Annotated in this window: 22 protein-coding genes and 1 other RNA gene; 16 read left to right on the top strand and 7 right to left on the bottom strand. The window is 51.3% G+C overall.

Annotated features, from left to right (window positions below; translation table 11 throughout):
* Nucleotides 1-283 precede the first annotated feature (283 nt).
* The gene (locus NDI52_RS08655; RefSeq protein ID WP_190771725.1) at nt 284-892 is read left to right on the top strand and encodes an outer membrane beta-barrel protein; all 609 of its coding nucleotides are present in this window, start codon (nt 284-286) and stop codon (nt 890-892) included.
* A gap of 225 nt (nt 893-1,117) precedes the next feature.
* On the opposite strand, the gene NDI52_RS08650 is transcribed toward NDI52_RS08655, so the two are convergent.
* The gene (locus NDI52_RS08650) at nt 1,118-1,702 is read right to left on the bottom strand and encodes an SRPBCC family protein (protein WP_190771726.1); all 585 of its coding nucleotides are present in this window, start codon (nt 1,700-1,702) and stop codon (nt 1,118-1,120) included.
* Nucleotides 1,703-1,824: 122 nt separating this feature from the next.
* A complete protein-coding gene (locus NDI52_RS08645; RefSeq protein ID WP_190771727.1) occupies nt 1,825-3,882 on the bottom strand; it encodes a GAF domain-containing protein in 2,058 nt (685 codons plus the stop codon).
* A gap of 249 nt (nt 3,883-4,131) precedes the next feature.
* On the opposite strand from NDI52_RS08645, the gene NDI52_RS08640 reads away from it, so the two are divergent.
* Both NDI52_RS08640 and NDI52_RS08635 read left to right on the top strand, forming a co-directional pair.
* Nucleotides 4,132-4,257, top strand: a complete 126-nt coding sequence (locus tag NDI52_RS08640; RefSeq protein ID WP_277874841.1) for a hypothetical protein — start codon at nt 4,132-4,134, stop codon at nt 4,255-4,257.
* Nucleotides 4,258-4,535: 278 nt separating this feature from the next.
* Nucleotides 4,536-6,236, top strand: coding sequence for a DUF87 domain-containing protein (locus NDI52_RS08635; RefSeq protein WP_190771728.1), 1,701 nt, complete (start codon nt 4,536-4,538; stop codon nt 6,234-6,236).
* A gap of 95 nt (nt 6,237-6,331) precedes the next feature.
* Here NDI52_RS08635 and NDI52_RS08630 read toward each other — a convergent pair whose 3' ends face one another.
* Nucleotides 6,332-6,460 (bottom strand): hypothetical protein, encoded by a 129-nt coding sequence (locus tag NDI52_RS08630; protein WP_277874367.1) that lies wholly within the window; start codon nt 6,458-6,460, stop codon nt 6,332-6,334.
* A 446-nt stretch (nt 6,461-6,906) separates the two neighbouring features.
* Between NDI52_RS08630 and NDI52_RS08625 the strand changes: the two genes are divergently transcribed.
* From NDI52_RS08625 to NDI52_RS08580, 10 genes are all read left to right on the top strand, one after another.
* Nucleotides 6,907-8,424, top strand: coding sequence for an AAA family ATPase (locus NDI52_RS08625; RefSeq protein ID WP_190771729.1), 1,518 nt, complete (start codon nt 6,907-6,909; stop codon nt 8,422-8,424).
* A gap of 194 nt (nt 8,425-8,618) precedes the next feature.
* Complete coding sequence (locus NDI52_RS08620; protein WP_190771730.1) at nt 8,619-9,353, top strand: SIMPL domain-containing protein; 735 nt, start codon at nt 8,619-8,621, stop codon at nt 9,351-9,353.
* 53 nt (nt 9,354-9,406) lie between these two features.
* Entirely contained in the window at nt 9,407-10,165 is a 759-nt protein-coding gene (locus NDI52_RS08615; RefSeq protein ID WP_190771731.1) for a HEAT repeat domain-containing protein, read from the top strand.
* 28 nt (nt 10,166-10,193) lie between these two features.
* Nucleotides 10,194-10,811 (top strand): hypothetical protein, encoded by a 618-nt coding sequence (locus NDI52_RS08610; protein ID WP_190771732.1) that lies wholly within the window; start codon nt 10,194-10,196, stop codon nt 10,809-10,811.
* Nucleotides 10,812-11,032: 221 nt separating this feature from the next.
* Entirely contained in the window at nt 11,033-11,989 is a 957-nt protein-coding gene (locus tag NDI52_RS08605) for a M20/M25/M40 family metallo-hydrolase (RefSeq protein WP_190771733.1), read from the top strand.
* Between the two features lie 325 nt (nt 11,990-12,314).
* On the top strand, nt 12,315-12,989 hold the full coding sequence (locus tag NDI52_RS08600; RefSeq protein WP_199307683.1) for a TPM domain-containing protein: 675 nt from the start codon (nt 12,315-12,317) through the stop codon (nt 12,987-12,989).
* Nucleotides 12,990-13,414: 425 nt separating this feature from the next.
* Nucleotides 13,415-13,624, top strand: a complete 210-nt coding sequence (locus tag NDI52_RS08595) for a DUF2997 domain-containing protein (RefSeq protein ID WP_190771735.1) — start codon at nt 13,415-13,417, stop codon at nt 13,622-13,624.
* Between the two features lie 48 nt (nt 13,625-13,672).
* Nucleotides 13,673-14,059 (top strand): DUF1257 domain-containing protein, encoded by a 387-nt coding sequence (locus tag NDI52_RS08590; protein WP_190771736.1) that lies wholly within the window; start codon nt 13,673-13,675, stop codon nt 14,057-14,059.
* An 11-nt stretch (nt 14,060-14,070) separates the two neighbouring features.
* Nucleotides 14,071-14,277: a hypothetical protein gene (locus tag NDI52_RS08585; RefSeq protein WP_190771737.1), complete on the top strand. Its 207-nt coding sequence runs from the start codon at nt 14,071-14,073 to the stop codon at nt 14,275-14,277.
* Between the two features lie 20 nt (nt 14,278-14,297).
* Nucleotides 14,298-14,771: a ferredoxin gene (locus tag NDI52_RS08580; RefSeq protein WP_190771738.1), complete on the top strand. Its 474-nt coding sequence runs from the start codon at nt 14,298-14,300 to the stop codon at nt 14,769-14,771.
* Nucleotides 14,772-14,973: 202 nt separating this feature from the next.
* Here NDI52_RS08580 and priA read toward each other — a convergent pair whose 3' ends face one another.
* The gene (gene priA, locus NDI52_RS08575; protein ID WP_190771739.1) at nt 14,974-17,502 is read right to left on the bottom strand and encodes a primosomal protein N'; all 2,529 of its coding nucleotides are present in this window, start codon (nt 17,500-17,502) and stop codon (nt 14,974-14,976) included.
* Nucleotides 17,503-18,465: 963 nt separating this feature from the next.
* Here priA and NDI52_RS08570 point away from each other — a divergent pair.
* Nucleotides 18,466-19,716, top strand: coding sequence for an RpoD/SigA family RNA polymerase sigma factor (locus tag NDI52_RS08570; protein ID WP_190771740.1), 1,251 nt, complete (start codon nt 18,466-18,468; stop codon nt 19,714-19,716).
* An 834-nt stretch (nt 19,717-20,550) separates the two neighbouring features.
* Nucleotides 20,551-21,192: a DUF4142 domain-containing protein gene (locus tag NDI52_RS08565; protein ID WP_190772759.1), complete on the top strand. Its 642-nt coding sequence runs from the start codon at nt 20,551-20,553 to the stop codon at nt 21,190-21,192.
* A gap of 124 nt (nt 21,193-21,316) precedes the next feature.
* On the opposite strand, the gene NDI52_RS08560 is transcribed toward NDI52_RS08565, so the two are convergent.
* Nucleotides 21,317-22,012: an aldehyde oxygenase (deformylating) gene (locus NDI52_RS08560; protein ID WP_190772760.1), complete on the bottom strand. Its 696-nt coding sequence runs from the start codon at nt 22,010-22,012 to the stop codon at nt 21,317-21,319.
* Between the two features lie 189 nt (nt 22,013-22,201).
* Between NDI52_RS08560 and NDI52_RS08555 the strand changes: the two genes are divergently transcribed.
* On the top strand, nt 22,202-23,062 hold the full coding sequence (locus tag NDI52_RS08555) for a carbohydrate ABC transporter permease (RefSeq protein WP_190772761.1): 861 nt from the start codon (nt 22,202-22,204) through the stop codon (nt 23,060-23,062).
* A 99-nt stretch (nt 23,063-23,161) separates the two neighbouring features.
* Here the strand turns inward: NDI52_RS08555 and rnpB are convergent.
* Nucleotides 23,162-23,547: RNase P RNA component class A (gene rnpB / locus NDI52_RS08550), an RNA gene on the bottom strand.
* A 173-nt stretch (nt 23,548-23,720) separates the two neighbouring features.
* Nucleotides 23,721-24,371 (bottom strand): hypothetical protein, encoded by a 651-nt coding sequence (locus NDI52_RS08545; protein ID WP_190772762.1) that lies wholly within the window; start codon nt 24,369-24,371, stop codon nt 23,721-23,723.
* Nucleotides 24,372-24,411: the final 40 nt, after the last annotated feature.

Here is a 24,411-nt window from a genome sequence, read left to right as displayed (position 1 = left end):
AAGCATAATTCTCCTGATCCCCCGATCCGTCATCGGGGGATTTTTTTATGGCCTTTAGAGCTATAAAACGGCTTTTGGGGAACCCATTTTATAGCTCTTGAAAGAATATCAGTTCAAATGCAGAGAGCGACGATCGCAACAGTGATGCTGTTCCCCTGAATCTTCTTAAACTGCCCTGAGCAAGGGGCTTCAGGGGCGTAAATTAACGAGTGCCCTGGCCAGAAAACAGAATGTGGCGGGTGTTGTGTTCGATTTCTGCCGGGTTAGGCATTGTAGGGAATTCATGATGGAAAAGCGGTGGTTGTGGTTCTTGGTTGGGCTCGGGTTCGGGGTAGTAGGGTTAGGGGAACAGGCCGCGATCGCCCAAACGCAAGGTCAAACTCAGCCCCAAATTCGTACCCAGACGCATGGGTTGGAAGGAAGTTATCTGGGAGCTACGGTAGATGGTTCTAACATGAGAGAGAGCCTAGGCAGCCTGCTCGGTACTGGAAGTTCTCGCGCCTGGGTTGAGGATCAGGTTGAGGGCTCGCGGAATTCCTCAGGCCATACGGGACAGCGCAATCTTCAAACCCGTATTGATGTGCAAGGTTTCCCAGTATCCATTCGGGGGGCTGTTGTTTTAGGGGATGACATTGAAGCAGTAATGCCGATGCTGTCCTATGACGTCCCTGTTGGGAGTAGCGCAAATGTATATGCAGGAGCCGGATATGCCCTGGTACAACCTGGGGCACAGACAGTACTGGGCGATCGCGACGGAGTTGTCCTCAGCACGGGTGTCGAAGCGGCAATCAACCGCAGTGTTGTGGTTTACGGAGATGTGCGCTACCACCCCACCAGCAGTCAGGAAATGAATCCCGTCCGCGTTCAGCTTGGGCTAGGCCACCGATTCTAATATCAATTCTTACGGAGTCACCCAGTACAGGGTTAAGTAACCTGAGTTCGGGTTAAGGGCGTTTTCGAGTGCCGCGCCGCGGCACTCGAAAACGCCCATCTTGGCGTTCACATAGTACACACCAAAATGAGCACTTCAGCTTATCCCGAACTGAGGTTAAGTACAAAAGGGAAATGGTATTGGGGTGAGACCTCAATACCATTTCCCTATTCAGCAATGCCAAAACTACAGGGAGTTGTTGAACAGAACATCGGCTCGCTGACGAATGGCTAATAGGTTTCGGACTAAATTGTGTCGCAAATTGCGCTCAATAATACTGATGGGAATAGCTCGGCCGGGTTGTACTGTGACTACATAGCGTAATACGGTACCACGGGCTTCTGGTTGAGGTGTCAATTGCCAGGCTCCGGTAAATTGCCGGAGATCCCCCTCAACCATCGAGAACTGTATCTCGTTCGGAAAGCTCTCTACCATATCCAACACGACCCGCAGACACACCTTCAAGCGTAGAAATGTCTCTGCTCCTACCTGCTCAACTCGAATGCCACCACTAGGATGGTCAATTCGCTGGCTCTTGGTCAGGCTAGGAATGAAGTCTGCCAGGTGATCATAGTCTGTGAGAATTTGCCATAGTTGCTGACAGGAGTAGGGCAACGGCAACTCTGCAGAGATCCGCCGCCGTCGCCCCTCAAGCTGCTCTGTATGGACAGCCACTTCCCTACTTAGCTCGTCGCCATCCAGATCAGAAGCTTCGCATTCATAAGTGGGCTCCTCAGGCCGATTAGCAACGGGGAACTCAGTCTCACTCATGGAACAACACCATCAACAATATAGAAGTACAGATTATCAAACAACGTGAAATGGGCTTTGTCCGTGTGCCACCCCTCTGAAATCCAGAGCTCAAAGGGTTAAAGGTGATCTGTGCCCATTATTCATACCAACTCTGGAGATAATGGCAGGGTCAGGATAAAACAAGTTTCCCAGGCTTTTGAGTTGGGAATAGGGGTGCTGGTAGCGGCGATCGCTCCACTTAAATGGGCCGCTAATCCACGTGCTAAAGCCAAACCCAGACCAATTCCTGGGATGGCTTGATGAATAGCTTCCCGTCCCCGACGAAACTTCTCAAATATCATCGAGAGCTCATCTGGCATAATCCCAATACCCGTATTCCAGAGAGATAGCGTGACCTGAGGCACTGTATTAGATGACTCTACGACAACCTGCATGCGGATGGTGCTCTCCCGCTGGCTGTACTTTTGCGCGTTGGCCATCAGCTCATTTAGAATACGATGCAAGCTCTCAGGATCTGTGCGCATAAGGATGGGGCGCTCGGGCAGATGCGTTTGGAAGGTGAGCCCTTGCGTGGTAAGGGGCTCTTCCCAGGACTGCTGCAGATCGCGAATGAGATACTGCAGGTCGACTTGATGGAGTTGCAGTTCTGTATTTTGAGATTCGATTTTCTGAATGGTAAGCAGGTCACGAATCAGATGAGTTTCCTGCGTACACTGGCGATCCAGGATGGAGAGATAGCGATCGCGCTGTTCCGTTGTTAGAGGCGCCTCTCTTAGCATCCGGATAGCCATTTTCATGCTGGTCAACGGGGTAAGCAATTCATGGCTAACCGTGCTGAGGAATTCCTCCATCACCTGATTCATGCGTTGCAATTGCTCTACTTGCTGCCGGGTTTTCTCGTACAGCTTGGCCTGCACATCGAGACTATGGCGTAGTTGGGCTGTCCGTTCATCGACTAAAGCCTGCACTTTGCGCAAGGTTTTTGCCTGAATCATCGCCGTACTAATATGAGTGGCGACCAACCGCACCAGAGCTAGTTCGTCGGGATGCCAACTCCGGTACTGCTGCTGTTGCAATATCAAACACCCTAACCCAATCCCCTGATGTTCGAGGGGCATGACGAGCAGAGCGGGCATCAGCCTGAGATCCAGCAGCGGAGAAACCGTCTGGATAAATTCACCATAGTTTCCTGAATAGTCTTCAGGGCAAGCCCCTACGGGTGGGATGACCACTGGGCTTTCTACAGCTGAGATGATTTGGCGACCAATGGCGCAGTCTGATATTTGGAACGAGTGGTTGAGCCAGGTGGAAAGACCTGTTTCCTCTGGTGGTGGCAGATGGATGGAGGAGTAGAGATAGTCAACCGTGGCACGGGTGCGGGGAATCCCATCCAGGGGACGACCTTTGAGTTGAGGATCAGCGTACTTAAACGACAGCACCATCCCCCGGCTCACCTGCAGGAGATTGACCAGCCCGTCGACAGCCAGTTCAAAAATGCGCTCTAGATCCCAGCCCTCGCGAATCACTTCAACCAGCCGATAGATCAAGGATTGTTGTTGAAGCTGCTGCTCGATTTGGTTTTGGAGATGTCCTTGGGAAAGGGCGATCGCAATCTGTGTTGCGAGAGTGTGGCAAACTTGCATATCCATTTCGGTCCACGGATGCGATTGAGAACGCAACACAATGAGCGTTCCACTAGTTTTTCCCTGATAGTGGGCTCTGGAGATTAATGCAGACGGGCAAGTCTCCAAATTTTGGGATTGAGCAGGGTTAGCTGCATCGGTCTGGGGAGGGTTCCCCCATTGCAGGCTATGGCGCTCAGGGCCAAGCCACTCCTGCATATCGGAAATGGCTAGAGGCTCTCCCAGCCCCGGAAAAGGGAGTGCTTCGAGTCGTTCCAGAATGGCTTGGGTTAGAGGGAACAGCGGTACTGGCTGAAGGTCTTCGCCTGGACGCCACATCAGGGTTGTGGGGGAAGAATGGTGCAAGCTAGTGACAACAAGCAGGCATACATCCATCTGTAGAAAGCGATGAGCCCGGCTAAGAAGAGTGTTGGCGACCGCTATAGGGGTTTTGCTGGTACGCAACATTTTCAGCAGGTCGGGCTCAAATACGACAACAGGCAGGTCAGTGGGTAACGCTCCAGGGATAGTTCTGGCGGACGGTGACGAGCTAGATGCAAAGGATTGCTGTGCCATAGCCAGAAGAAACGACCTCACGAAGATAACCAGGTAACCCGAAACCCACGAACCTGGCTATATCAAGAAACTGATAGATAGCCCATATTGGCCTGATGTCTAAAGTTGGGTTGGAAATTTGAGTAAACCATCAAAGAAGCCAGAAAAATAGATAAAGCCTGCACTAGAGAAATAGGGAGTCGCTAGGGAAGGTCTTTCAGAAGCATAGATTTTTGGACAAAATCGAACAGAACGCCTGATCTTGTCGTAATGTTGCAGGTAGCTCAGTTGTTCCTGGGCAGCTGCACCAATTATGTCTGCAAGGAACGATATGAATTGCGGCAGTTACGTCAGAATATCGACGGTCTACCAGACGAGGGAGACAACAGTAACTGATGTAGAGCTGCAGCTGATCGAGCGGTGCCCTAGATGGTGATCCTTAGTAGCAAGTAGATGGGCTGTCATGCCTAGACTACACGGTTCAAAACAGACGGTTATCCGTGAATTCTCTACGTTTATGGGAAAGATTGGCTAAAGATTTCGGGGATCTCAACGGTGGATGTCTCTTTTAAGGAAACCGTGTCTTAATGCACGTTTTAGCTTTTGAGTAATCTGTCTCTAGAGAGATACAAAATTAAACATGAGAGTAGTACCGAGGTAAGGCGAGAGCGGGTATGGCAAGCGACCAGTTCAACCACGTGAATGATTCCTCTACCTTAACGATTGGAACGGTGAAGGGTCCGGGTGAGAATGGCAACCAGTATGTCTTCATCACAGCGGATAATCGCTATGTCAAGGTGGGGGAATTCGTCTGCTATCAGGTGGGCGGGATGGATGAAACGGATGAAACCCACCAGATTTTAGGGAAAATATCGGCGCGCCGTCTGATCGACCATTTGCCTGACCGTATTTTTGCGGATACCGAAATTAGCCCAGAGACGATTGCGGCATTAGTAGGGTTTGCTCACCCCAATCCAGAGATTTATGAAGTGACCGTGGATGTCATCGGCTATTTTGATGTCCGTTTAGGCTTCATCAACCCTCGGGTGGCTCCTAAGCCCGGCGCCAAGGTCTACCTTGCGAGCGACGGGTATCTTCGGCATGTACTGAATCGGCGGCAAGTGCGAGATGTGGGATCGGCACACATGGGTTCGTTGTTGCTGCGATCTCAGGGGGCTGTCCCAGTGGTGCTGGATGTAAAAGAGCTCGTCAGTACTCATATGGCTATCTTGGCGGGGACTGGGTCGGGGAAATCTTATACCGCTGGTGTGCTGGTTGAAGAACTGATGGCTCCTCATAATCGAGCAGCAGTACTTATTTTTGACCCCCACGGCGAGTATGGCACGCTCGAGGATCTGCGCGGTCACCCTGCGTTTCAGGATGAGGATGGCTATGCTCCTCAGGTAAAAATTCTCAAACCTGAGGATATTCGCATTCGGGTGTCATCCCTGGACTTTTATGATGTGGTGACCCTGCTCCCTAATATGAGCGATCGCCAGCAATCCATCCTCAGCAAAGCATTTGGAATTTTACGTAACCGGATGGGCGATCGCCGCTGGAGTGTCAATGACCTGATGGATGCGGTATTTGATGCCGATCGCTCTCAGGATGAGGATGGAAATGAGAAAAAAGGCAGTTCTGCCGAGGCCTTGGAGTGGAAGCTGGATAAGTTAGCCCGCTCTGATTACTTCCACACCGCTGATCATTTAGCTCCCAAAGATTTGTTTCAGCCCGGACAGGTGACGGTGCTCCAGATGAACGAAATTAGCCAGGAGGAGCAGCAAGTGATCTGTGCAGCGATCCTTCGGCAGGCCAATCAAGCCCGTATGAACACGCAGAAGGAGAAGCTGGACCCCCAAGACGAAAACTACCTGCCGTACCCGGTGTTTATCTTGCTGGAGGAAGCGCACCGATTTGCTCCAGCCCATGAACCCTCTCGGTGCAAAATGATTTTGCGCACGATCTTAAGTGAGGGGCGTAAGTTTGGTTTGGGGGTCGGGCTGATTACTCAACGTCCTGGAAAATTAGATTCAGACGTATTGTCTCAATGTATGAGTCAATTCATCATGCGAATTGTTAACCCGGTCGATCAGGACAGCCTGAAGTACGGCGTCGAGGCGGCTGGACGAGACTTGCTGAAAGAACTTCCGGCCCTAACGAAAGGCCAGGTAATTATGGCTGGAGCTTGCGTCAATACACCAGTGCTGTGTCAGGTGCGGCAACGGTTGACTCAGCATGGTGGTCAGACGCTGGATGCCCCAGCAATGTGGCAAGACTTCTTTCAGCCCCATCAAGTGCGTAGCCGCACTATCGAGCAAGCCCCACCTGCGAGCCGTCCCCGATCGCGTACGGTACGAGGGGTCAGTATTGATTAGTCAGGCTTCTTGGGGATGTCTGGTAAACTTTGTGCCTTAGTCTTCTCGGTAGACTGTACAAGGTTACGAAGGCGTATGAATTCAGAACAGTTAGTTTAAGAGCGATCGCGCCGGAAGGTTACTGCAACCTCTCGAGGAGAGGAGGATTGGGAGCGTTGTTCACCAACCGCAGGTAGCACTGTAAAAATCGATAACCACAAAACGAGGGCAACGACCTCAAACATAAATTTCCTTGCACCGACTTAACAGTGGTGCTGAGTGAATGTACGGAAAATTGACCACAATGATTCTGGCATGAACATAGGCAAATACATCCATCCCCTGAAGTAGGTTTTTGATTTCTTCAACAGGCTTTCCTGGAGAGACACGGTCGACTGCTGACACTCAGACTCCGGGTTCTAAAAGGTATCAGGGGAGATAGAGTCTCCAGGTGTGGTGCGCTAGAAAGCCAGCCAGGTCAGCCCGGTACACCAAATCTGAAGGCTTTAATCCAAGTAAGTGGGTGGGCATTATTAAGCATGACCCCCAAATACTGTGCTGCCTGCCTCGTGGGTGGCACAGTATTTGGGGGTTATGCTTAATTCAGTTGAGTGGCTTAAGCTGCTGAGAATGCCACTGAGACTGGGAACATTAGAAGCATTCCCTCCGCGATCGCCCGCTAGGTGCCATTATGTCCCCTGGACCTGTCAGTGTTTCCTTTTTTACGGACAACTGGGCCTATCTCAAAACTGAGCTGAGCTGGCTCGATCGGGTCTTGATGGTTTCGGTTTCTCGACAGCGCAAAGAGAACCAGGGAGTTGATCGAATAGCCCAGACGGCTGCAGATCGGGTCAGCAGTCATTGGTGGCGGGGCATGATTTCCCTGGATGGGGGAAAGGGGGCTTATGATGAGCATCGGCCACCCTCCCAGAACCCTGCTCAAAACGGGTCGGGCCGTTACCAGCAGCAGTTAGAAGTACGCATTCGAGCCAGTCAGCAGCAGGGGGTAGTGTTGGCATTACCATTGCTGTGCGATCGCCTTGGCCTGGATGTGTTCGAGAAGAATCTCGTACTGATGGCCCTGGCCCCCGAAGTGAATCGGCGATATGGGCAGCTGTATCGATTCTTACAAGGGGCTCCAGATGCAAATACGAGTGATTTGCCGACGGTTGATTTAGTCCTCCGGTTGCTATCTCGTAACGATGCCGAATGGCGTGCTGCTCGATCGTGCTTGCGTCCCCAGGCACCCCTTGTGAAGCGGGGTCTGCTGCGGTTCCTTCCAGAAACTGCTGAAACGTTGCTCAGCCAACGACTTCAATTAGCCCCAAGGCTGGTTGATTTTCTGCTGGCCGAGGTACCCCTGAACACAGATTTAGATGCAGTGCTTGGGAAATCTGATGAGAGCTCTGAGAGTATTTCACCTCCCCCATGCTGGGTGAGCTCTATTCCGTCAACGGTTTGGGACGATTTAGTTTTGCCTGCGTCTTTGCTCCAGGATCTTCAGGGGCTTTGTAAAAAACTAGAAATTCCCCTCGCATTCCCTTCTCCGCTGGAGCCGCGCTTTGCTGTACCTGACGCTACCCTGGGCCGGGGAGCGATCGCTCTACTGACGGGGCCACCCGGTACGGGTAAGCGCACAGCGGCGGGAGCGATCGCCCACAGCTTAAATCTCCCACTAGCCGAGTTAGATTTGGCGACCTTAGCTCCTGAACAGTACGCTGACGTGTTACAGGCTCTGGCTCAAGAGAATCTGCCTGTGTTGCTTATCCGAGGGGCAGAACTTTGGCTACGGCGCTCATCACCGCTATCATCCGAGGCCTTGCAAGGATGGCTAACCCAACGTCGGCAACGATCAGGGATTACGCTGTTGAGTGTGACCTATGCCGAGGCCGTTGCCCTGCGCTGGCAACGACAGATAGATACGGTATGCCAGTTCTCCAAGCCGCCGATGGGCGATCGCCAAGTTCTCTGGCAACGGGCTTTTCCAAAGACCGTTCCTCTAGCCGAAGGGCTTGACTGGTCAGTCTTAGCCCAGCAGTTTGCTTTGACGGGTGGAGAGATTCGGGCGATCGCTCAAACCGCGATCCATCATTTAGCAATACGTGGGGGTGCACAACTCACTTACGAGCATCTGGCGGTGGCTCTTCTGGAGCGAGGTTTGACATTGGTCGTTCCAAAGCCGAAGCGGTCGCGTCCGAAGCGGAGCTGAGATCAGCAGAAAATAACTAACGCTAAGCGGCGGCAACCCCCCGCTTCAAACCGGGGGCAATCTTAAGCCGTTGAGTACTAGCAAGATAAGTTGCAAAAACCGTAACCAAACCCCTCACGCTGTTTCCGGGTGGCAGACTAAAACTATGGCCGCCAGCTTTAAGCTGGCAACAAACAATTGGTGAGGAGCCTGTTATGAAACCCGATCACCTGGTTCGTGTACCTCAAACTTTGTCATGGAAAGTTCTCCTGCCTTTAGCTGTAGGTTGTTTGAATTTAGTAACGATGAAACCGGCGTTGGCTGATGAGCCCTTGACCCGTGTGATAACGGTAACGGGGGTAGGGACTGAGAATGTTGCAACGAGCCAAGCCCAGGTACAGCTTGGGGTAGAAGTGCAGGGAGAGACTGCCGAGGAAGTTCAGGAGGAGGCTGCACGACGATCGGCGGCGGTAGTGGAGTTTTTGCGATCGCGCAACGTCAGCAACCTTCGTACCACCGGAATTACCTTAAATCCCATGTATAACTACACGGACGGTGATCAACGCATTATTGGTTACATGGCCAATAACAGCGTGCAGTTCCGTGTTTCGAATGAAGTTGCTGGCACCATTCTGGATGATGCTGTGGCAGCTGGGGCAACACGGATTGATAGTGTCAGCTTTATTGCGGCGGATGACGCACTGAGGCAGGCGCGTCGGCAGGCTCTACGAGAGGCAACCGAAGATGCTCAGGATCAAGCTGAAGCGGTCTTGGATGCACTAGGGCTTTCCCAGCAAGAAGTTGTAACCATTCAGGTCAACAGCATGTCCCAGCCACCGGTTTACCCCCCCTTAGCTCGCCAAGCTATGGCGGCGGATGAGGCCTCAACTCCTGTTATTGGAGGAGAACAAGAGGTCATGACAAATGTAACGTTGCAAATTCGTTACTAACTGCTCCCTGAAGGGGCATTCTTTGGGGCCACCCGTTGCTGTAAAGTGGCAATATGCATGATAACGATGACATATCCGTTCTGGAGGCTGAATTAGAAGCCAGTCCACTGGATGAACTGGAGAACTTGGAGGAAGTCGCCGAGTTTCCGGGGCCAGATCCAGAGGAGATGTTGGTTTTGTTGCGATCGCCCCAGAACCAGCAACGGATGATTGCAGCTCGTGCCTTCTGCGAGCTGGAAGAGCCTCGTGCCATCCCTGATTTGATTACTTTACTGAGTGATGCCTGCCCGCTGATTCGGGTGAGCGCGGCTTATGGGTTGGGGCGTAATCCTGCACCATCAGCAGTGGAACCCCTGATCCACCAGTTGCACCAAGACTGGAATGGGTATGTGCGCAAAGGCATTGTGTGGGCTTTAGGCAATTGTCGCGATCGCCGCGCCCTTGAGCCATTGCTCCACGCCCTGAAGACAGACATCTCTGCAGTGCGCTTGTGGTCGGCCAGTGCCCTGGTACAGATGACCCATGTGGGTTATGAGGCCATCATTACAGCGATGCCGCCGTTGATTGAAGCTTTACGGCGCGACCCGGTGGCGGCGGTGCGTAGTAATTGTGCCTGGACAGTAGGGCAGCTAGCGCGTGAGTTACCTTCTAACGTCATCTATGCCACGGCAGTAGATGCCCTAATTGAGGCGTTTGCCGAAGATGAAGACTTGGGAGTCCGCGAAGATGCGCGTCTGTCGGTCTTGAAAGTAGGTGATGCACGGGGCCTGCAGGTAATCGAAGAAATTGAGCGGGATGGTCTGCTACTTTAATCAGATCTAAATTGCTTAGGAAGAAAAAATGAATCGTTCCATGCTTTCCCGGTGGATGTCTCTGGGGACTGTGCTTCTGTTGGGGGCGATCGCTCCTAGCTTAATGGCTTCCCGTTCTCAGGATGGGGTAACAGCTCGCGTGCGTGATGACGGCATGACTCTGGAAATCCGCGCGAATCGTCAGCGGATCACTCTGAGCCCAAATGATTTTAATGTTCGTGTGTTGAATGCTGTGAATTGTCAGGAAGCTCAGGTTTCCCCTGAGCAGCAGCTTGCAGGGACCCGCTTTTTCCCATCTGTGGCGGTCGATGCGCAAACGGGTAATGTAGCCGTCGCGGTGCTTTTGCAAGAGTGCTATGAAACTCAAGTGAGCGCTGTGTTTGTGGTGGATCCTCAAAATAGTGGTTATGCACTGTATCGAGTGCAGGCTCCAGGGCAGACGGTTCCTCAGGATGAGTTCACGACGTATCCTCTCAACAGCATTACTGGGTTGGGTTATTTGAATAATGAGCTGTTGATTCAGCACGGAGATGCGTCGGGGGGCGAAGCGCTGCTGGTTTATACGACAACAAATCATCCAGAGGGGACTTATCGGGGATGTTTGTACACTGAGCCTGGGGAAGGCAATCGCCTCTGTCCTCGATAGCTGCTTCAGGGCTTACGCGTTGATGTTGTATGTGTTGTACGAAGCACCCCACACACAACATCAATGCTCCAAATAGGTTGGGCTTGCGTAAGTTCTAAGGTTATTTTTGCGCTTGAGGGTAAAAACAGCTTCACATAGATTCTGAGAAGGGATACGTTGGAAATGCTGCTTGAGGGCTGTGTCTCTAGAATGGAGGCGCACCCTTGACGTAGTAGAAAATTATGAGGCGGTTTAAGCTCTTAATAGGGTTGTTTACTCTGGCTCTGCTGATCAGCCTAGGGGGGTGGAGCTGGTTTCGAGGGTTGTCAGAGCCAGCACCTCAGGTGAAGGTGGAGTATCCGGTGGAGGCGTTACGGGTGGATGGCGATCGCCTCCTGGCCCATGTTGAAGCTCTGGCTTTTGAGCGGGCTGACCCTGTGAGTCGTGAGCAGGCGCGTAGTTACCTGACCGATGCGCTGCAAACTGCCGGATGGGCGGTGACTGAGCAGACCTTTGAATGGGGCGTTAACCTGGTGGCAGATCGGCCTGGAACCGACCCTATGGCTGGGGTGGTGATACTGGGGGCACATTACGATACGGTGGTGCGATCGCCTGGAGCAGATGACAATGCAACAGGTTTGGCTGCGGTGCTGGAGGCTGCCCGTATCTTCCATAGCTTAGATACGCGGCGTACTCTGCGACTGGTTTTGTTTGACCTGGAAGAAGCAGGGTTGTTAGGGAGCCAGGCGTTTGTGACGAATCTCGCTGACTCAGGTCAGATGGATGCAGTTGTGCTGGACATGATTGGCTATCGCTGCACGGAACCCGGTTGCCAGTCCTATCCGCCCTTGCCGATTCCCGCTCCTTCTGAGACGGGCACTTTCTTGGCGGTTATTGGAGATCAAGGGCACGGATATATTGCTTCAGCCTTTCATCAATATCTGGATGCAGCCCTTCCTCCTGTTTTTACCCTGAATGTGCCACTCCTGGGGCCGTTGCGTCCTGATATGTTGCGCAGTGATCATGCCCCCTTTTGGGATGAAGGCATCGGGGCTGCGTTGGTGACCGATACAGCCAACTTCCGTAATCCCCATTACCATCAATCAACAGATACCCCTGAAACCCTCGATCCAGAATTTTTTGAGGGAGCAGCTCAGGTTGTCATCAATGCACTGTTTGCCCTCCTCAATCGTGGGTAAAGGCGAGCTGGGAAGCGCGTACAAAAAATTTGTAATCCTTGCTTGTGAGAGTAGCAACGTAATCGCTACTGAATGCCAGATTTAGTAGATGAAGTCTACTAAATCTGGCATTCGTGCTCCATATCTAGCAGCTTTGAAAATACACCGGCTTTGAATCATGTAGGGAGCCGTTCGAGCTCATCATGAAAATGCAAGAGTCCGGAGTGAAGTTTCTGCATTTCACCATGGGCTGTTGTATGGTGAAAAATGAGGTTGCCAGGAAAGGATAACAATGAGTTTTTTTGATCAGGAAATAGGGTTTAAACGCTGGACAAAACAAGGTTTGATGGCGATCGCCACCTGTTTTCTAGTGTTACAGACTTGGTTCGGTATAGTACCACCCGCTATGGCAACGGGGGTTTATGAAATGCCGCTTCAATCACCTGATGAACCTATGTGGGTGTTAGATCAGGCGGATGTACTGAGTCGTATTAACCAGAGCAGCATTACTGGATCCTTAGCAAATTTGGCTAGTTCCACAGGAAATCAGGTGCATCTGGTGACGATCCATCGGTTGGATTATGGGGAAACCGTTGAAAGTTTTACGAATGATTTATTCGAAACCTGGTTTCCTACTGCTGAAGAGCAGGCCAATCAAACATTATTAGTGTTAGATACCCTCACCAACAATGCCGCCGTTCGAGCGGGTGATCAAGTGAAGCACCTGCTAACGGATGGTATTGCTGCCAGCATTGCCCAGGATACGTTGATGGAACCCTTGCGGAAGGGCGATCGCTACAACCAGGCGTTTCTTGATGCGAGCGATCGCTTAATTGCAGTACTGTCGGGTAAGCCTGATCCTGGCCCACCGCAAGTTCAAGCAGAGGTGCAAACGGAAGGCACATTTGCTACTCCCGAAGATACAAAAGGTAGCAATGCAACGATTTGGGTGGTTGCGTTGCTGATTGCCGCAACGGTCATTCCCATGGCAACCTATTATCTATACCAAGCCTTCCAATAGCTAGAATTTACAGTTGGATGATCCAGAAATGGATCATCCAACATTGCCATCAACTTAAAAACCAATGAGAAAAGGCTGCTATTTCACTAGAAAATTTATACTCAGGTAACTATTTTTTAGGTTATGTCTGCGCGTGGCTAACCCTCTTAAAGTCTTTCCAGAAGCATTAATTTAGATCAACCAAAAGTCTTCCTTTAGATTACCCTGATCGGCTTGACGGCACCTGTAACTTAAGTAAAACTAACTACAAGAGTAACCACTTCTCATAAACGTGAAGTTTTACTAAGGTTTCCCTGGATTTTCTAAGTAAACCTTACACGCGTTCACATAGAATATCCTCAGGGAACGCAGACACAGAAATTGGATTTGCTCCCAAATCCAAGTTATTCATATTTGCCAGAGTCTCGGTTATCTCGCGAAACGGCATGGAAACACTAGAATTTATCATTTTTCCCGACGGTCGAGTCCAGGAGAAGGTGACAGGCATTGTGGGAGCCTCCTGTGCAGAGGTCACCGCAGCCATTGAAGCGCAGCTGGGGCAGGTTGTACATCAAGAGCAGACCTCGGACTATTTTGCCCAACCCATCAGCCAGGATACGGCTGTGAATGTGAAACCCTCAATTTATGAGTGGTAGTTTTTACTCCCTTTTTGAACACCTCGTTTGACTTAGTCAGCAGAACCTATGTCACACTTTAGCCAGATCAAAACTAAAATCCGCGACCTGACTTGTCTGCAGGAAGCTCTCAAGGATGTGGGCACCGAATGGAAGGTTGGCCCGCAGCCTATCCGTGGCTACCGGGGGCAGACCCGCGATGCCGAAGTAGTCATTGAGCAAGACAATGGTTACGATGTAGGGTTTAGCTGGAACGGCCAGGAATATGAGCTGGTAGCTGACCTGCAATACTGGCAGCAACCCCTCACCGTTGAAGGTTTTCTGAATCGCATTACCCAGCGCTATGCCTATCACACGGTTGTGAAGCAAGGCGGCAACAATGGCTTCCAGGTGACAGAAGAGCAGCGCCAAGCTGATGGTTCTATCCGCCTGGTACTCCAGCGTTGGAACGGCTAAGTCATCCAGCCATGGAGGCCAGCACAATGCTGGCCTTTATCGCTTGTTGGTTAAGGCCTTTACCATTGATTATCACTCGTAAAAGCCTCGCCCAGCGGGGCTTTTATGTACATCAAAAATTGATATCTATCGTCACGCTCATTTTCGTTGCGGCAAAAGATGGCATGACGCTAAAGCCAACTCCCTTCTTCTGCCGCAATGAAAACGAGCCTAGCTAATAACGGATGAGGGTTGTGTAATGGATGAATTATCCCCATCTTTCCAATCGGATTCTGGAGAGGATGCTGTGAAGCCTACAGGGTTTGAACCAGAACTGGGTGGACAATGGCGCAATGCTTCTGAGCGAACTGGATTTGAGCCCGAACTTGGGGGCATGGTGCGCCAGCGCGGTGTTTATGTGGACGAAATCACCTGCATTGGTTGCAAGCACTGTGCCCATGTAGCTCGAAACACGTTTTATATTGAACCTGACTATGGGCGATCGCGCGTTATTCGTCAAGATGGTGACCCTGATGATGTGATCCAGGAAGCGATCGATACATGTCCAGTAGATTGTATTCACTGGGTTGATTACACTGAACTGCGCAATCTGGAGGAAGAGCGTAAGTATCAGGTAATTCCTGTAGTAGGTTTTCCCATTGATCGCTCGGTTGTGGCAAGCATTAACCGCCGTCGCCGGGAAGCGGAGAAAAAGAAGAAATCATCTCACTAAGGCATACCCTATAGCGCTGTGCACGTTGGTTAAGTACGGTGATGTGGGGCACTTTGTGCCCCACATCACCGTTGCTGTACTTAACGCACTTGCACATTGCTATAAAGCTGGGGTGCATCCCTAAAGCTAGCTTTAAAGGTCATGTTTTCATTCACATCGGACATGAAAGCATGACCTTTAGAACAGGCACAAGCATTCAACCTTAACCCAAATTCAACGGATCCACATCGACTGTCAAACTAACGGAGCGAGGGCAGGCTATGCGGATGCTGCTCCAGTCAATTGCATTGGGGACGGCTTCTATTGCTCCCTTCAGCAGAATTTGCCAGCGATAGCGACGGGCTACACGGGCGATCGCCGCCGGAGCAGGGCCTAATAGTTCCCACTCAGGGGCCAGAGAGCGTAAGTGCTGAGCTATCTCTGAAGCGGTGCGCCTGACTACATCCTCTTCAGTGCCGCTCAACCGCAGCAGCACCAACCGGCAATAAGGCGGATAACGTAGGGTCGATCGAAAGCTTAATTCTTCCTCGGCAAAGGGTTCGTATTGTTGCTTCTGAACTGCTTGAATGACGGGGTGTTCGGGAGAATAGGTTTGCAGAAAAACCTGGCCCTGCTCCTCACCCCGCCCGGCTCGGCCTGCTACCTGGACGAGTACTTGAAAGGCGCGTTCTCCAGCCCGGTAATCTGCTAGGTGCAACAATCCATCCGCTGCTACTACGCCAACTAGTGTCACTAAAGGTAAATCAATGCCTTTAGTCAGCATTTGAGTGCCAACTAAAAGGTCGGCTTCTCCCTGGGCAAAGCGCGTGAGCAGCGCCCGGTGGGCACCCTTAGCGCGGGTCGTATCACTGTCGAAGCGGATACAGCGAAGGTCAGGAAACTGCCGTGATAGCTCCTCAACGACACGTTGAGTTCCACTGCCAAATTGCTTGAGATAAGGCGAGTCACAGGCTGGACACAGAGATGGGTGGCTGCTGGTATGGTTGCAGTAGTGACATCGCAGCAAGGGGGCGTAGTCGGGATTAGGCTGGTGATAGGTCAGCGAAATATCACAGTGAGGGCAGTTCAACACATGGCCACAAGCCCGACAGGAGACAAAGGTGCTGTGACCTCGCCGATGAATAAAGAGCAATCCCTGCTGCCCCCGTTCTCGTAATGTGCCCAACGCATTCTGTAAAGAGCGGCTGAAAATGGAACGGTTGCCCTGGAACAGTTCCTGCCGCATATCAACCACTTGGATTGGTGGTAGGGGCCGAGCCTGGATGCGATGAGGAAGGGTGAGATAACGAATGTTGGGTTGAGTCGTTGGATGGGTGACCGAAGTAGAGGCGATCGCTTCCTGCCACGTCTCCAAATCAGGTGTAGCGGAACCCAAAATCAAGGGACAACCTACCTGTTTTGCTCGCCACTGTGCCACGGTGCGGGCATGATAACAGGGAGCCGGAGAGTCTTGCTTAAAGCTGGTGTCGTGTTCCTCATCCAGCACAATTAAGCTCAGGTGATGCAGCGGTGCGAAGATGGCCGAGCGAGTGCCAATCACCACATGGGGTTCAGGCATGAGCATTTGCCGCCAGGTGTCGTAACGTTCGCCATCGGAGAGCGCACTGTGATAAAGCAGCACCCGCTTACCGAAGCGGGCCCGAAAGCGATCGGTGAGCTGAGGCGTAAGGCCAATTTCGGGCACCAGCACCAGAACGGATTTGCCCTGCTGGAGTAGGGGGGCGATCGCCTGCAAATATACTTCTGTCTTTCCCGATCCCGTCACGCCATGCAGCAGAATTGTCTGCCCAGATTGGTCTTTTGGCTGGTTTGTTTCTGCAAGAATGGCAGCGACGGCCTCTGCCTGATCTGGGGTTAACGTCTGCGCCTGGTCGGCCTGAACAGAGCCATCTAGTTCTCGACGCAGCACTTCTCGGCTCTGCACAATCACACAGCCTTTTTGTTCCAGGCTTTTCACGACCGAAGAACTGGCTCTACAAAGTTGCAGCAGGTCTTGTAACCATAATTCGCCCCCCTGACGTCGTAGCACCTCGAGCACTTCTCGCTGACGTGTGCTCAGATCTGTTCGTCCTTCATCTGTAAGGGTGACCGCTTGGCGTTGCTTCGGGCGGACAGGTTTAGGAGGTTCTAGGTAACTTTCGACCCAGCCTAAAGCTAATAACTCGCGGAGCCCTTGATTAGCACGAGGTACTTGTCGTTGCAGATAGTGCCAGGTGTAATCAGCGGTGGGGGTGCTTTGCAGCAGAGTAATGAGGCGATGGGCTGCGGGGGTTTGGGTTGACAGCACGGCATCACGGGGAGCAATGAGGCGGATGCGGCGTTGCGATCGCCGCAATAACCCCGGTGGTAATGCCGTTCTTACCACCTGCATGAGCGGTGCACAGTAATAGTCTGCAACCCGCTGCAGCAAAGACCAATAACCTGCCGGAAAAAAGCCTCGACCGACGACTTCTTCAACTGCCCGGATTTGAGTCGTGTCTAAATCATCGGGTAGCTGAGTCACTCGCCGTAAGGCAAGGCCTCCCATTTGCTGCGCCCCAAACGGCACGCTGACAATATCCCCTGGCTCTACCATCAAACCGGAAGGAATGCGATAGAGATAACTCTCAAGCGCTCCTGGACAATCTACGAGTACATCGACCCAGAGTTGCTGCGCTTCACCATAGGCGTTTGGGGTTTCGCCAACCTGCAACCCGCCTTCGGATGCAACTGTGAGATCGGACAACACCATAGACGAAGGAACCGGGTAACCCGCAAGGAACGGCATATTCAGGGCTTACTCAAAGAAATTTCCCAGGAACGTCCTTACAGAAAGCCTTTGTCAAAACCTGCCTCTTTAGTTTAGAGCAGGGGCCTGACAGAATGGCGTCAGCCCGACAAAAATAGTGCATATGTTCTTTTTGTTATCTATTTTGCTCCTTCTAAAATAACTAACTCAGACCAGGAGCCTAGGCTTATCGGCACTCGCCCTACTTCAGAGACACATTTAACCCAGCGATCTAAAACCTAATCTTTTGCAATTGGTGCCTCATAGAAGAACCCCAAAAAGCTTTTAAAGAGCTGGGTTCGGTGCCAATGAGGTCTGTTCGATCGACCAGGCTTTTTGTCAGCAATCTTTCCATCGAGGCTATCGATCGAATAGTAATAGAACGGGTCAGAGTAAAAAAACGATCAGCCCTACTTATATAAGTCTAAAGACTGACGAAAGCGGAGATTTAAACAGACCTTGCTAGGCTGATTTGGAAAAGCCGGCCAAAAACATTAAGGAATGTAGCACATTCTTGCATTTCCAGATCTGTGTAGTAAAGTCAACGACATCCCAGATTGATTCTGACCCCATAAGGGTGCATCAAGCTATCAAAATTTCCGGGTTGATCGACCGGATTCGCACTAATTGATCGAGAAGTTCGATGGTAGGTTGGGGGAAGGGATCGGTCGTCTGTTTTAAAAACCTGATCACTGACTCAAAATTAATAATTTATTTCGGTAATATCTTGGCGAAAATGCGCTAAGCGTTCTATAAAGTATTTGGTAATTCTGTTCAAACCCTCAAGAGAGGAAGTCTAGAAGCTCTGAGCCTGACGATTCGAGAATTGCTTTCTTCCCTTGATCGCACAAAATTAATTGCCATTTGCGCGCTCGCCCAGTCTAATTTTGACCCCCGTAAACCTCAATTATCAGGATCGGCCCCACTATGCCAGCACGATTACATTTAAGTCCAGAATCTGAGAGTGATGATGCTCATGGGGCTTTTTCTCGATCAATTGATCTGGAGATTAATCCGGATGAAGAGTATTTCTCTGAACCCGATCTAGGGGCTGATATTATCGAGCCGGTTGATCGTTCTCGACAAGACAAGAGCAAAATCGCAGATGACTTGGATGTCTTTGAAGACTTTTCTCTGACCACAAATTCAGAGTCTGATGGCGTTGATTTTGCCCGAGAGGTAATTGAGGATCTGGTTTCAGACTATGCTCCGGGTTATCGAAAAACGGCATCTGATGATGCTGTTGGAGCCTTCTTTAAAGAGATGGCGCGCTATCCTTTGTTGCGCCCCGGTGAAGAAATTGAACTGGCACGTCAGGTCAAATTTTTAGTAGAAGTTGATGAATTGCGCGATCGCCTCCGGGAAGAGCTAGGTCGCACGCCTCTGAAAGCTGATCTGGCTCAGGCCCTTAACGTCACAGAACGTCAGCTCGATCAGAAGCTGCATCGCAGTCGTACAGCCAAGCGCAAGATGATTCGCTCCAACCTGCGGTTGGTAGTGTCTATTGCTAAGCGCTACCTCAATCGGGGAGTACCTTTTCTGGATTTGATTCAGGAGGGGGCGTTGGGTTTAAACCGGGCCACTGAGAAGTTTGATCCCGATAAGGGTTATAAGTTCTCGACCTACGCCTACTGGTGGATTCGTCAGGGCATCACTCGTACGATCGCCAACGACGCCCGTACGATTCGTCTGCCTATTCATATTGTTGAAAAGCTCAATAAGCTGAAGAAGGCTCACCGGGAACTGCGGCGTGACCTTAACCGCAACCCGACGGAAGCAGAGCTGGCCCAGGCGCTTGATATGCCCCTGGAACAATTGCGCAATTTGCAGCAGGTGCGGCGGCGATCGCTCTCCCTCAACCATCGCGTGGGTAAGGGAGAAGACACGGAACTGATGGAATTGCTGGAAGACAGCACCACCCAGTCTCCCGAAGCAAAAATGAATGAGGCGATGCTGCGCCAAGAAATCTATACCATTCTCAGTGATGTCCTGACAGAACGGGAAAAGGAAATTATTGCTCTACGCTATGGTTTGCTGACAGGAGAAACCCTCACCCTGGAGGAAGTTGGCGGTATGTTTAACCTCTCCCGTGAGCGAGTGCGGCAGATTCAAACCAAAGCGATGCGGAAGCTGCGGCGGCCCCAAGTTGCGGCCCGCCTGAAGAGTTGGCTCCGCTAACTTAGCGACAACGTTCCACAAGTGGCTAAAAGCACAACCTACGTTCAACGCACCAAAGCAGAGCTATTTAGCTCTGTTTTTTTTGTTGTAATCCTTTCACTTAGGAGGTTTCTGCATAAGAATTTACCCAGAATGTTGGTGCTTTGCCCGCGAAGCGGGCAAAGCACCAACATTCTGGGGGTAATTTCATTACTGGAAATCTCCTTATGCCTGGCCAAGTTAGTTAACCTGAGTTCGGGTTAAGGGCGTTTTCAAGTGCCGCGCAACGCGCGGCACTTGAAAACGCTCATTTTGGCGTGCGCGAAGCGCACGCCAAAATGAACACCTCAGCTTATCCCGAACTGAGGTTAGTTACGACAAAAGGAGTGAGGCGGGGTGTTGCGCTGCCTCACTTCTTTTGTCGTATAGCGCTTTGCACTTGAATCAGCCACAGTTTTTTTTGAGAGCCGTGCTTCGCGCGGCTCTCAAAAAACAACCAGATTTTAGGTGCTTGAAAAGCGCTGTAATAAAAATGGCTAGGAGTTTAATTGAGTTGAGCTGCTTAGGTAGCTAAGCAACATTCGTAAGTTCTGGCCCTGCTATTAAAAACACATGCCAGAATATTTACCCCTGGAGGACTCTAGAACCAGTGCTTCTTCATTTGTCTTTGTTTTTTGAAGCGAAATTTCTATCAGTTATGAACTGAGAAAATTGATGACCCTGCTGTAATTTAGGATCAACTCCGGAGGCATAGACCTGATTCACCTTGTGATGGAGGGTTGTCTTGTGATGAACTTCTACCTTGATGAGAAAGAAGGCTATAGCCCAACATCCTGAACTCGGAGATTTTGCATCATGACTCAGTGGAATCAAAAATTGACCCAGCGCCTCACGAGCGTTGTTGGTATTGCGGCGATCGCCTCCTGTGTATCCCTTCCGGCTTTTGCCCAAATGTCGCGTCCTGGGATGAATAATTCCCCCAGCACTCAAAATGTGAACCCTTCCGCTCGCAATCAGATTTCCTCGCTTGACCGCGAGTTTGTGACCCATGCTTTTCAGAGCAATAATGCTGAGATTGCAACCTCTCAATTAGCATTGCAACGCTCTGAAGATAATATGGTTCGCCAGTACGCCCAGCGCATGATCAACGAGCATACGCGTGCGAACGAAATTTTGACTAACTATGCTGAACAGCGCAGTATCGAGCTGCCTGATGAGCCCGTTGATCCGTTGAATCAGGCGATCGCTCAACAGCTAGCCCAACTTTCAGGCCGTCAATTCGATCAGGCTTACATGGATGTTCAGAGAGACGCGCACCTGCGTGCCTTTGCTCTGTTCCAAACCCAGTCTGGCTATGGGCAAGATCAAGGTTTGAGAAGCTATGCAGCTCAACTGTTGCCCAACATTGGTGAGCATTATGAGATGGCACAGCAAATGAATGGCATTCGGACGGGCGGTAACACGCAACCCGGCCAGGAAATGCAGCCAGTTCGCTAAAGCTGGACTAAGAATTTCTGAGGAGTCTTTGACTCCTCAGAAATTCCGACCCCAACCGAATCTAGACAGAAAATAGGGCGCGTCACCAAGTGACGCGCCCTATTTTTTTAGAATGCCTTAAACACTATGCAGCGGTGAGGCCATAGGCTGACATCCGCATAATGTCGCGGGTGGTGAAGCCAATATTACTCAGGGCTTCCCCATAGCTAATCATGAAGTCCTCTACCAGGGCTTCTTTTTCCATAGCCAGCACGCGAGCATCATCCTCTACCTGATTCAGCATGCGCCATACCAACGGTAGATTTTGACGGTTAGCGTCTTCTAATTCTGCTCTTGCTGTTTCAAAGTTTTTCTTCAACCACTCTTCGCCAAAGTTGAGGTGCATGTACTCGTCTTTCACCACGCCTTCGGTTACTTTACGAGCGAAATCATCGGCCACTGGAATATAAATGTTGTAAGCCGAAATCGCAAAGCACTCAATAACGAGCGACTGGATCAGCAGGCAGGTGACAATCTTGCCTTGAGCCGCAGCCTCCTGAAAGTTGCGATGCAGGTCTGCGAAGAATTCCTTCGCGAACTCCATATCGGGGGTGACTTCCAGATTCTTGCCACATGCCATGAAGCCTTTCTTGTGGCGGTTTTCCATTTTGGAGAGGCTAATTAGCTCGTCCTTGTGCTCGGGCATCAGCTCTGCCAGTTGTTGATAGTTTGCAAATGCCTCTTCTTCGCCTTCAATCACGATCGCATTGATGCGGCTATAGGCATCTTTGTAAACTTCGCTATGGAAGTCCAGTTCGGAACCAAGCTCAAGCTGCGGCATAATATTGCAATCTCCTGCGGAATGTACGGCCTTGATACCCGTTTTTGACTGTACCAAGAGCGATCTCAACACCTTTTAGGGTTTCTATCAGTCTCTACTCTAATGGGTTCAGGGCAGCCCTTGTCAAATCTTGTCGGGAGGATTCATGATAAAATCGCTGGTTTTTTCATAAATCCGGATCTATATATTATGGGTTTTTCTAGCCGGACTGGGGACGGGCGATCGCCGCTCCCTCAACTGTCCTATGGGGCGATCGCTACCTGGCTCAATCCCCTTCTGCTCCTCATCGGCGCGGGTCTAGTGCTGTACCCCCTTGGAGTTGTGCTGCTCACCTCGCTCACGCCGCCTGCTCTTCTGGGAGAAGCGGCAAAAAAGGGGCTAACCCTCGCAAACTACCAGCAGGCTTGGGCTCGGGGAAATTTTTGGTTAGCTTTTGCCAATTCTACCTTTGTGGCTCTGGCGGTAACGGCTCTCCAGATCATCACGTCGGCCTTGGCTGGTTATGCCCTGGCGCGGCTTCGCTTTCGGGGCCGGGAAGCCATCTTATTGATTATCCTGGCTACTCTAGTCATCCCATTTCAACTGCTCGTAATTCCCATTTTCCTCGTGTTGAAGTGGGGCCACCTGATCAATACTTATGGCGCACTGATTCTGCCTACAGCAGCCAGTGGCTTCGGCATCTTTTTAATGCGTCAATTTTTTCAAACCATTCCCGTTGAGTTGGAAGAGGCCGCTGCTTTGGATGGTGCAACCCGCTGGCAAATTCTCTGGCGTGTGATGCTTCCCTTGGCTCGTCCCGCTCTGGTAACCCTCTTTCTCTTCACCTTCATTGGTGAGTGGAACGATCTATTTAAACCCCTCGTCTTCACAACCCGCCCGGAACTTCGCACTGTACAACTCGCCCTGGCCGAATTTCAGGAGCAGTTTACCAACGACTGGTCGCTGTTGATGGCAGCGGTGATGATAGCCACTATCCCCGTCATCATTCTCTTTCTATTGGGGCAACGGCAATTTATTCAAGGAATTGCTGCAACAGGAATTAAGAATTAGTGGGTTGTAACCAGTGCATTTGGGTGGCTACAGCCAAAAAAACATTTTGAGAAAGTTTTGCTGCCGCCTAGCGGCAGCAAAACTTTCTCAAAATGGGTAGGGAAGAGGCGGACATAAGCCGGGTTCTGTTCCCGGGGGCAAGCCCCCATGGGCAGCTATCTATCTGGGATGCCCGTTACCGAACACCTCAAGCGGATTGGCAGGAACGAGTTGCCCCGTTCCTCGGAGCCGGTAAAAGACCAACCGTTGCCCCTTCGACCTTGCTCCCAACCGGGGTTTACCGAGCCAACACCTCTCGATGTTGCTGGTGCGCTCTTACCGCACCCTTGCACCCTTACCTGTAGGCCGAAGCCCCATCGGCGGTATGTTTCTGTGGCACTATCCTCACGGTCACCCGCACTGGGCGTTACCCAGCAAGTCTGGTCTTTCGGGAGCCCGGACTTTCCTCAGATTCCAACGGAATCCGCAGCCGCCTCGCCTCCTCTTCCCAATTCCAGTGTATAGCGCTCGCGGGTTTATTCAGTACGGTGTTGTGGGATGCTCAGCGCCCCACAACACCGTACTGTAGTTAACGAGCTTGCACGTCGCTATATAGCGGTGAGTCCGATGGTTCGCAGCAATTCACTGCAAACCATCGGACTCACGGTTAAGGAATACTTCATGGAGCCTTCTTTTTCCATGGGAAATCCTGATCCCATGGGACACGACGGACAACGAAGCGGCAGGTAATCGAGTGAGTAACGATGCTGTCGTCGACGCGAGGGGTGACCTCCGTGACCCGACGTAGCACTAAACGCAGGGAAAACTCTAGTTGTTTATCTTCGGGGAGAGCTGCAATGGGCCCCAAGTCTACGAGCGGGGCTGCAATTTGTACGCCACCTTCAGGTTTGGCCTTGAGCATGTCTTCTGCTACAAGCCGTTCGCTGAGGGTTTGGCCGGGGGCAGCAACACTGAAGATTTGAGCCTGGGAGAGGTCGAGGTTCAGGGTGGGGGTGATGCGGATAACACGGCGCGATCGCCCCGTAAAGTTTGTCAGTGTACAGCGGTCCCAATCCACATAAAAGGGCACCTCTGACATATTAGTAATGCTGACAGATAGGTCAGAAATGGGCTCGAACCCGTACTGGCCTTTGAGGGGAACTTTGACGGCGATCGCTTGCCCCAGCCCCTGCTCCTCCAACTGTGCCTTTAAAGCCCCCTGATCCATCACTACCGATGCCCGATCCTCCAGGTTATTGATGGCGCGATAGCCCACGTAAACCAACGTGAACAGGTAAATCACCAGGATGACAATGTCAAGAGAAGGCATAGAGTAGGAGGCAGCAGGCCATTCTTTGAACAAGCTTAAA

Origin of the sequence: Leptolyngbya sp. PL-A3 (assembly GCF_039962325.1) — a bacterium.
GTDB lineage: Bacteria > Cyanobacteriota > Cyanobacteriia > Elainellales > Elainellaceae > Vacuolonema.
This window is presented reverse-complemented; position numbering and strand designations above follow the sequence as displayed.

Coding starts and splice junctions, on each gene's coding strand:
- NDI52_RS08655 (WP_190771725.1), top strand. CDS start 284: ATGATGGAAAAGCGGTGGTTGTGGTTCTTGGTTGGGCTCGGGTTCGGG.
- NDI52_RS08650 (WP_190771726.1), bottom strand. CDS start 1,702: ATGAGTGAGACTGAGTTCCCCGTTGCTAATCGGCCTGAGGAGCCCACT.
- NDI52_RS08645 (WP_190771727.1), bottom strand. CDS start 3,882: ATGGCACAGCAATCCTTTGCATCTAGCTCGTCACCGTCCGCCAGAACT.
- NDI52_RS08640 (WP_277874841.1), top strand. CDS start 4,132: ATGTTGCAGGTAGCTCAGTTGTTCCTGGGCAGCTGCACCAATTATGTC.
- NDI52_RS08635 (WP_190771728.1), top strand. CDS start 4,536: ATGGCAAGCGACCAGTTCAACCACGTGAATGATTCCTCTACCTTAACG.
- NDI52_RS08630 (WP_277874367.1), bottom strand. CDS start 6,460: ATGTTTGAGGTCGTTGCCCTCGTTTTGTGGTTATCGATTTTTACAGTG.
- NDI52_RS08625 (WP_190771729.1), top strand. CDS start 6,907: ATGTCCCCTGGACCTGTCAGTGTTTCCTTTTTTACGGACAACTGGGCC.
- NDI52_RS08620 (WP_190771730.1), top strand. CDS start 8,619: ATGAAACCCGATCACCTGGTTCGTGTACCTCAAACTTTGTCATGGAAA.
- NDI52_RS08615 (WP_190771731.1), top strand. CDS start 9,407: ATGCATGATAACGATGACATATCCGTTCTGGAGGCTGAATTAGAAGCC.
- NDI52_RS08610 (WP_190771732.1), top strand. CDS start 10,194: ATGAATCGTTCCATGCTTTCCCGGTGGATGTCTCTGGGGACTGTGCTT.
- NDI52_RS08605 (WP_190771733.1), top strand. CDS start 11,033: ATGAGGCGGTTTAAGCTCTTAATAGGGTTGTTTACTCTGGCTCTGCTG.
- NDI52_RS08600 (WP_199307683.1), top strand. CDS start 12,315: ATGGCGATCGCCACCTGTTTTCTAGTGTTACAGACTTGGTTCGGTATA.
- NDI52_RS08595 (WP_190771735.1), top strand. CDS start 13,415: ATGGAAACACTAGAATTTATCATTTTTCCCGACGGTCGAGTCCAGGAG.
- NDI52_RS08590 (WP_190771736.1), top strand. CDS start 13,673: ATGTCACACTTTAGCCAGATCAAAACTAAAATCCGCGACCTGACTTGT.
- NDI52_RS08585 (WP_190771737.1), top strand. CDS start 14,071: ATGGAGGCCAGCACAATGCTGGCCTTTATCGCTTGTTGGTTAAGGCCT.
- NDI52_RS08580 (WP_190771738.1), top strand. CDS start 14,298: ATGGATGAATTATCCCCATCTTTCCAATCGGATTCTGGAGAGGATGCT.
- priA (WP_190771739.1), bottom strand. CDS start 17,502: ATGGTGTTGTCCGATCTCACAGTTGCATCCGAAGGCGGGTTGCAGGTT.
- NDI52_RS08570 (WP_190771740.1), top strand. CDS start 18,466: ATGCCAGCACGATTACATTTAAGTCCAGAATCTGAGAGTGATGATGCT.
- NDI52_RS08565 (WP_190772759.1), top strand. CDS start 20,551: ATGACTCAGTGGAATCAAAAATTGACCCAGCGCCTCACGAGCGTTGTT.
- NDI52_RS08560 (WP_190772760.1), bottom strand. CDS start 22,012: ATGCCGCAGCTTGAGCTTGGTTCCGAACTGGACTTCCATAGCGAAGTT.
- NDI52_RS08555 (WP_190772761.1), top strand. CDS start 22,202: ATGGGTTTTTCTAGCCGGACTGGGGACGGGCGATCGCCGCTCCCTCAA.
- NDI52_RS08545 (WP_190772762.1), bottom strand. CDS start 24,371: ATGCCTTCTCTTGACATTGTCATCCTGGTGATTTACCTGTTCACGTTG.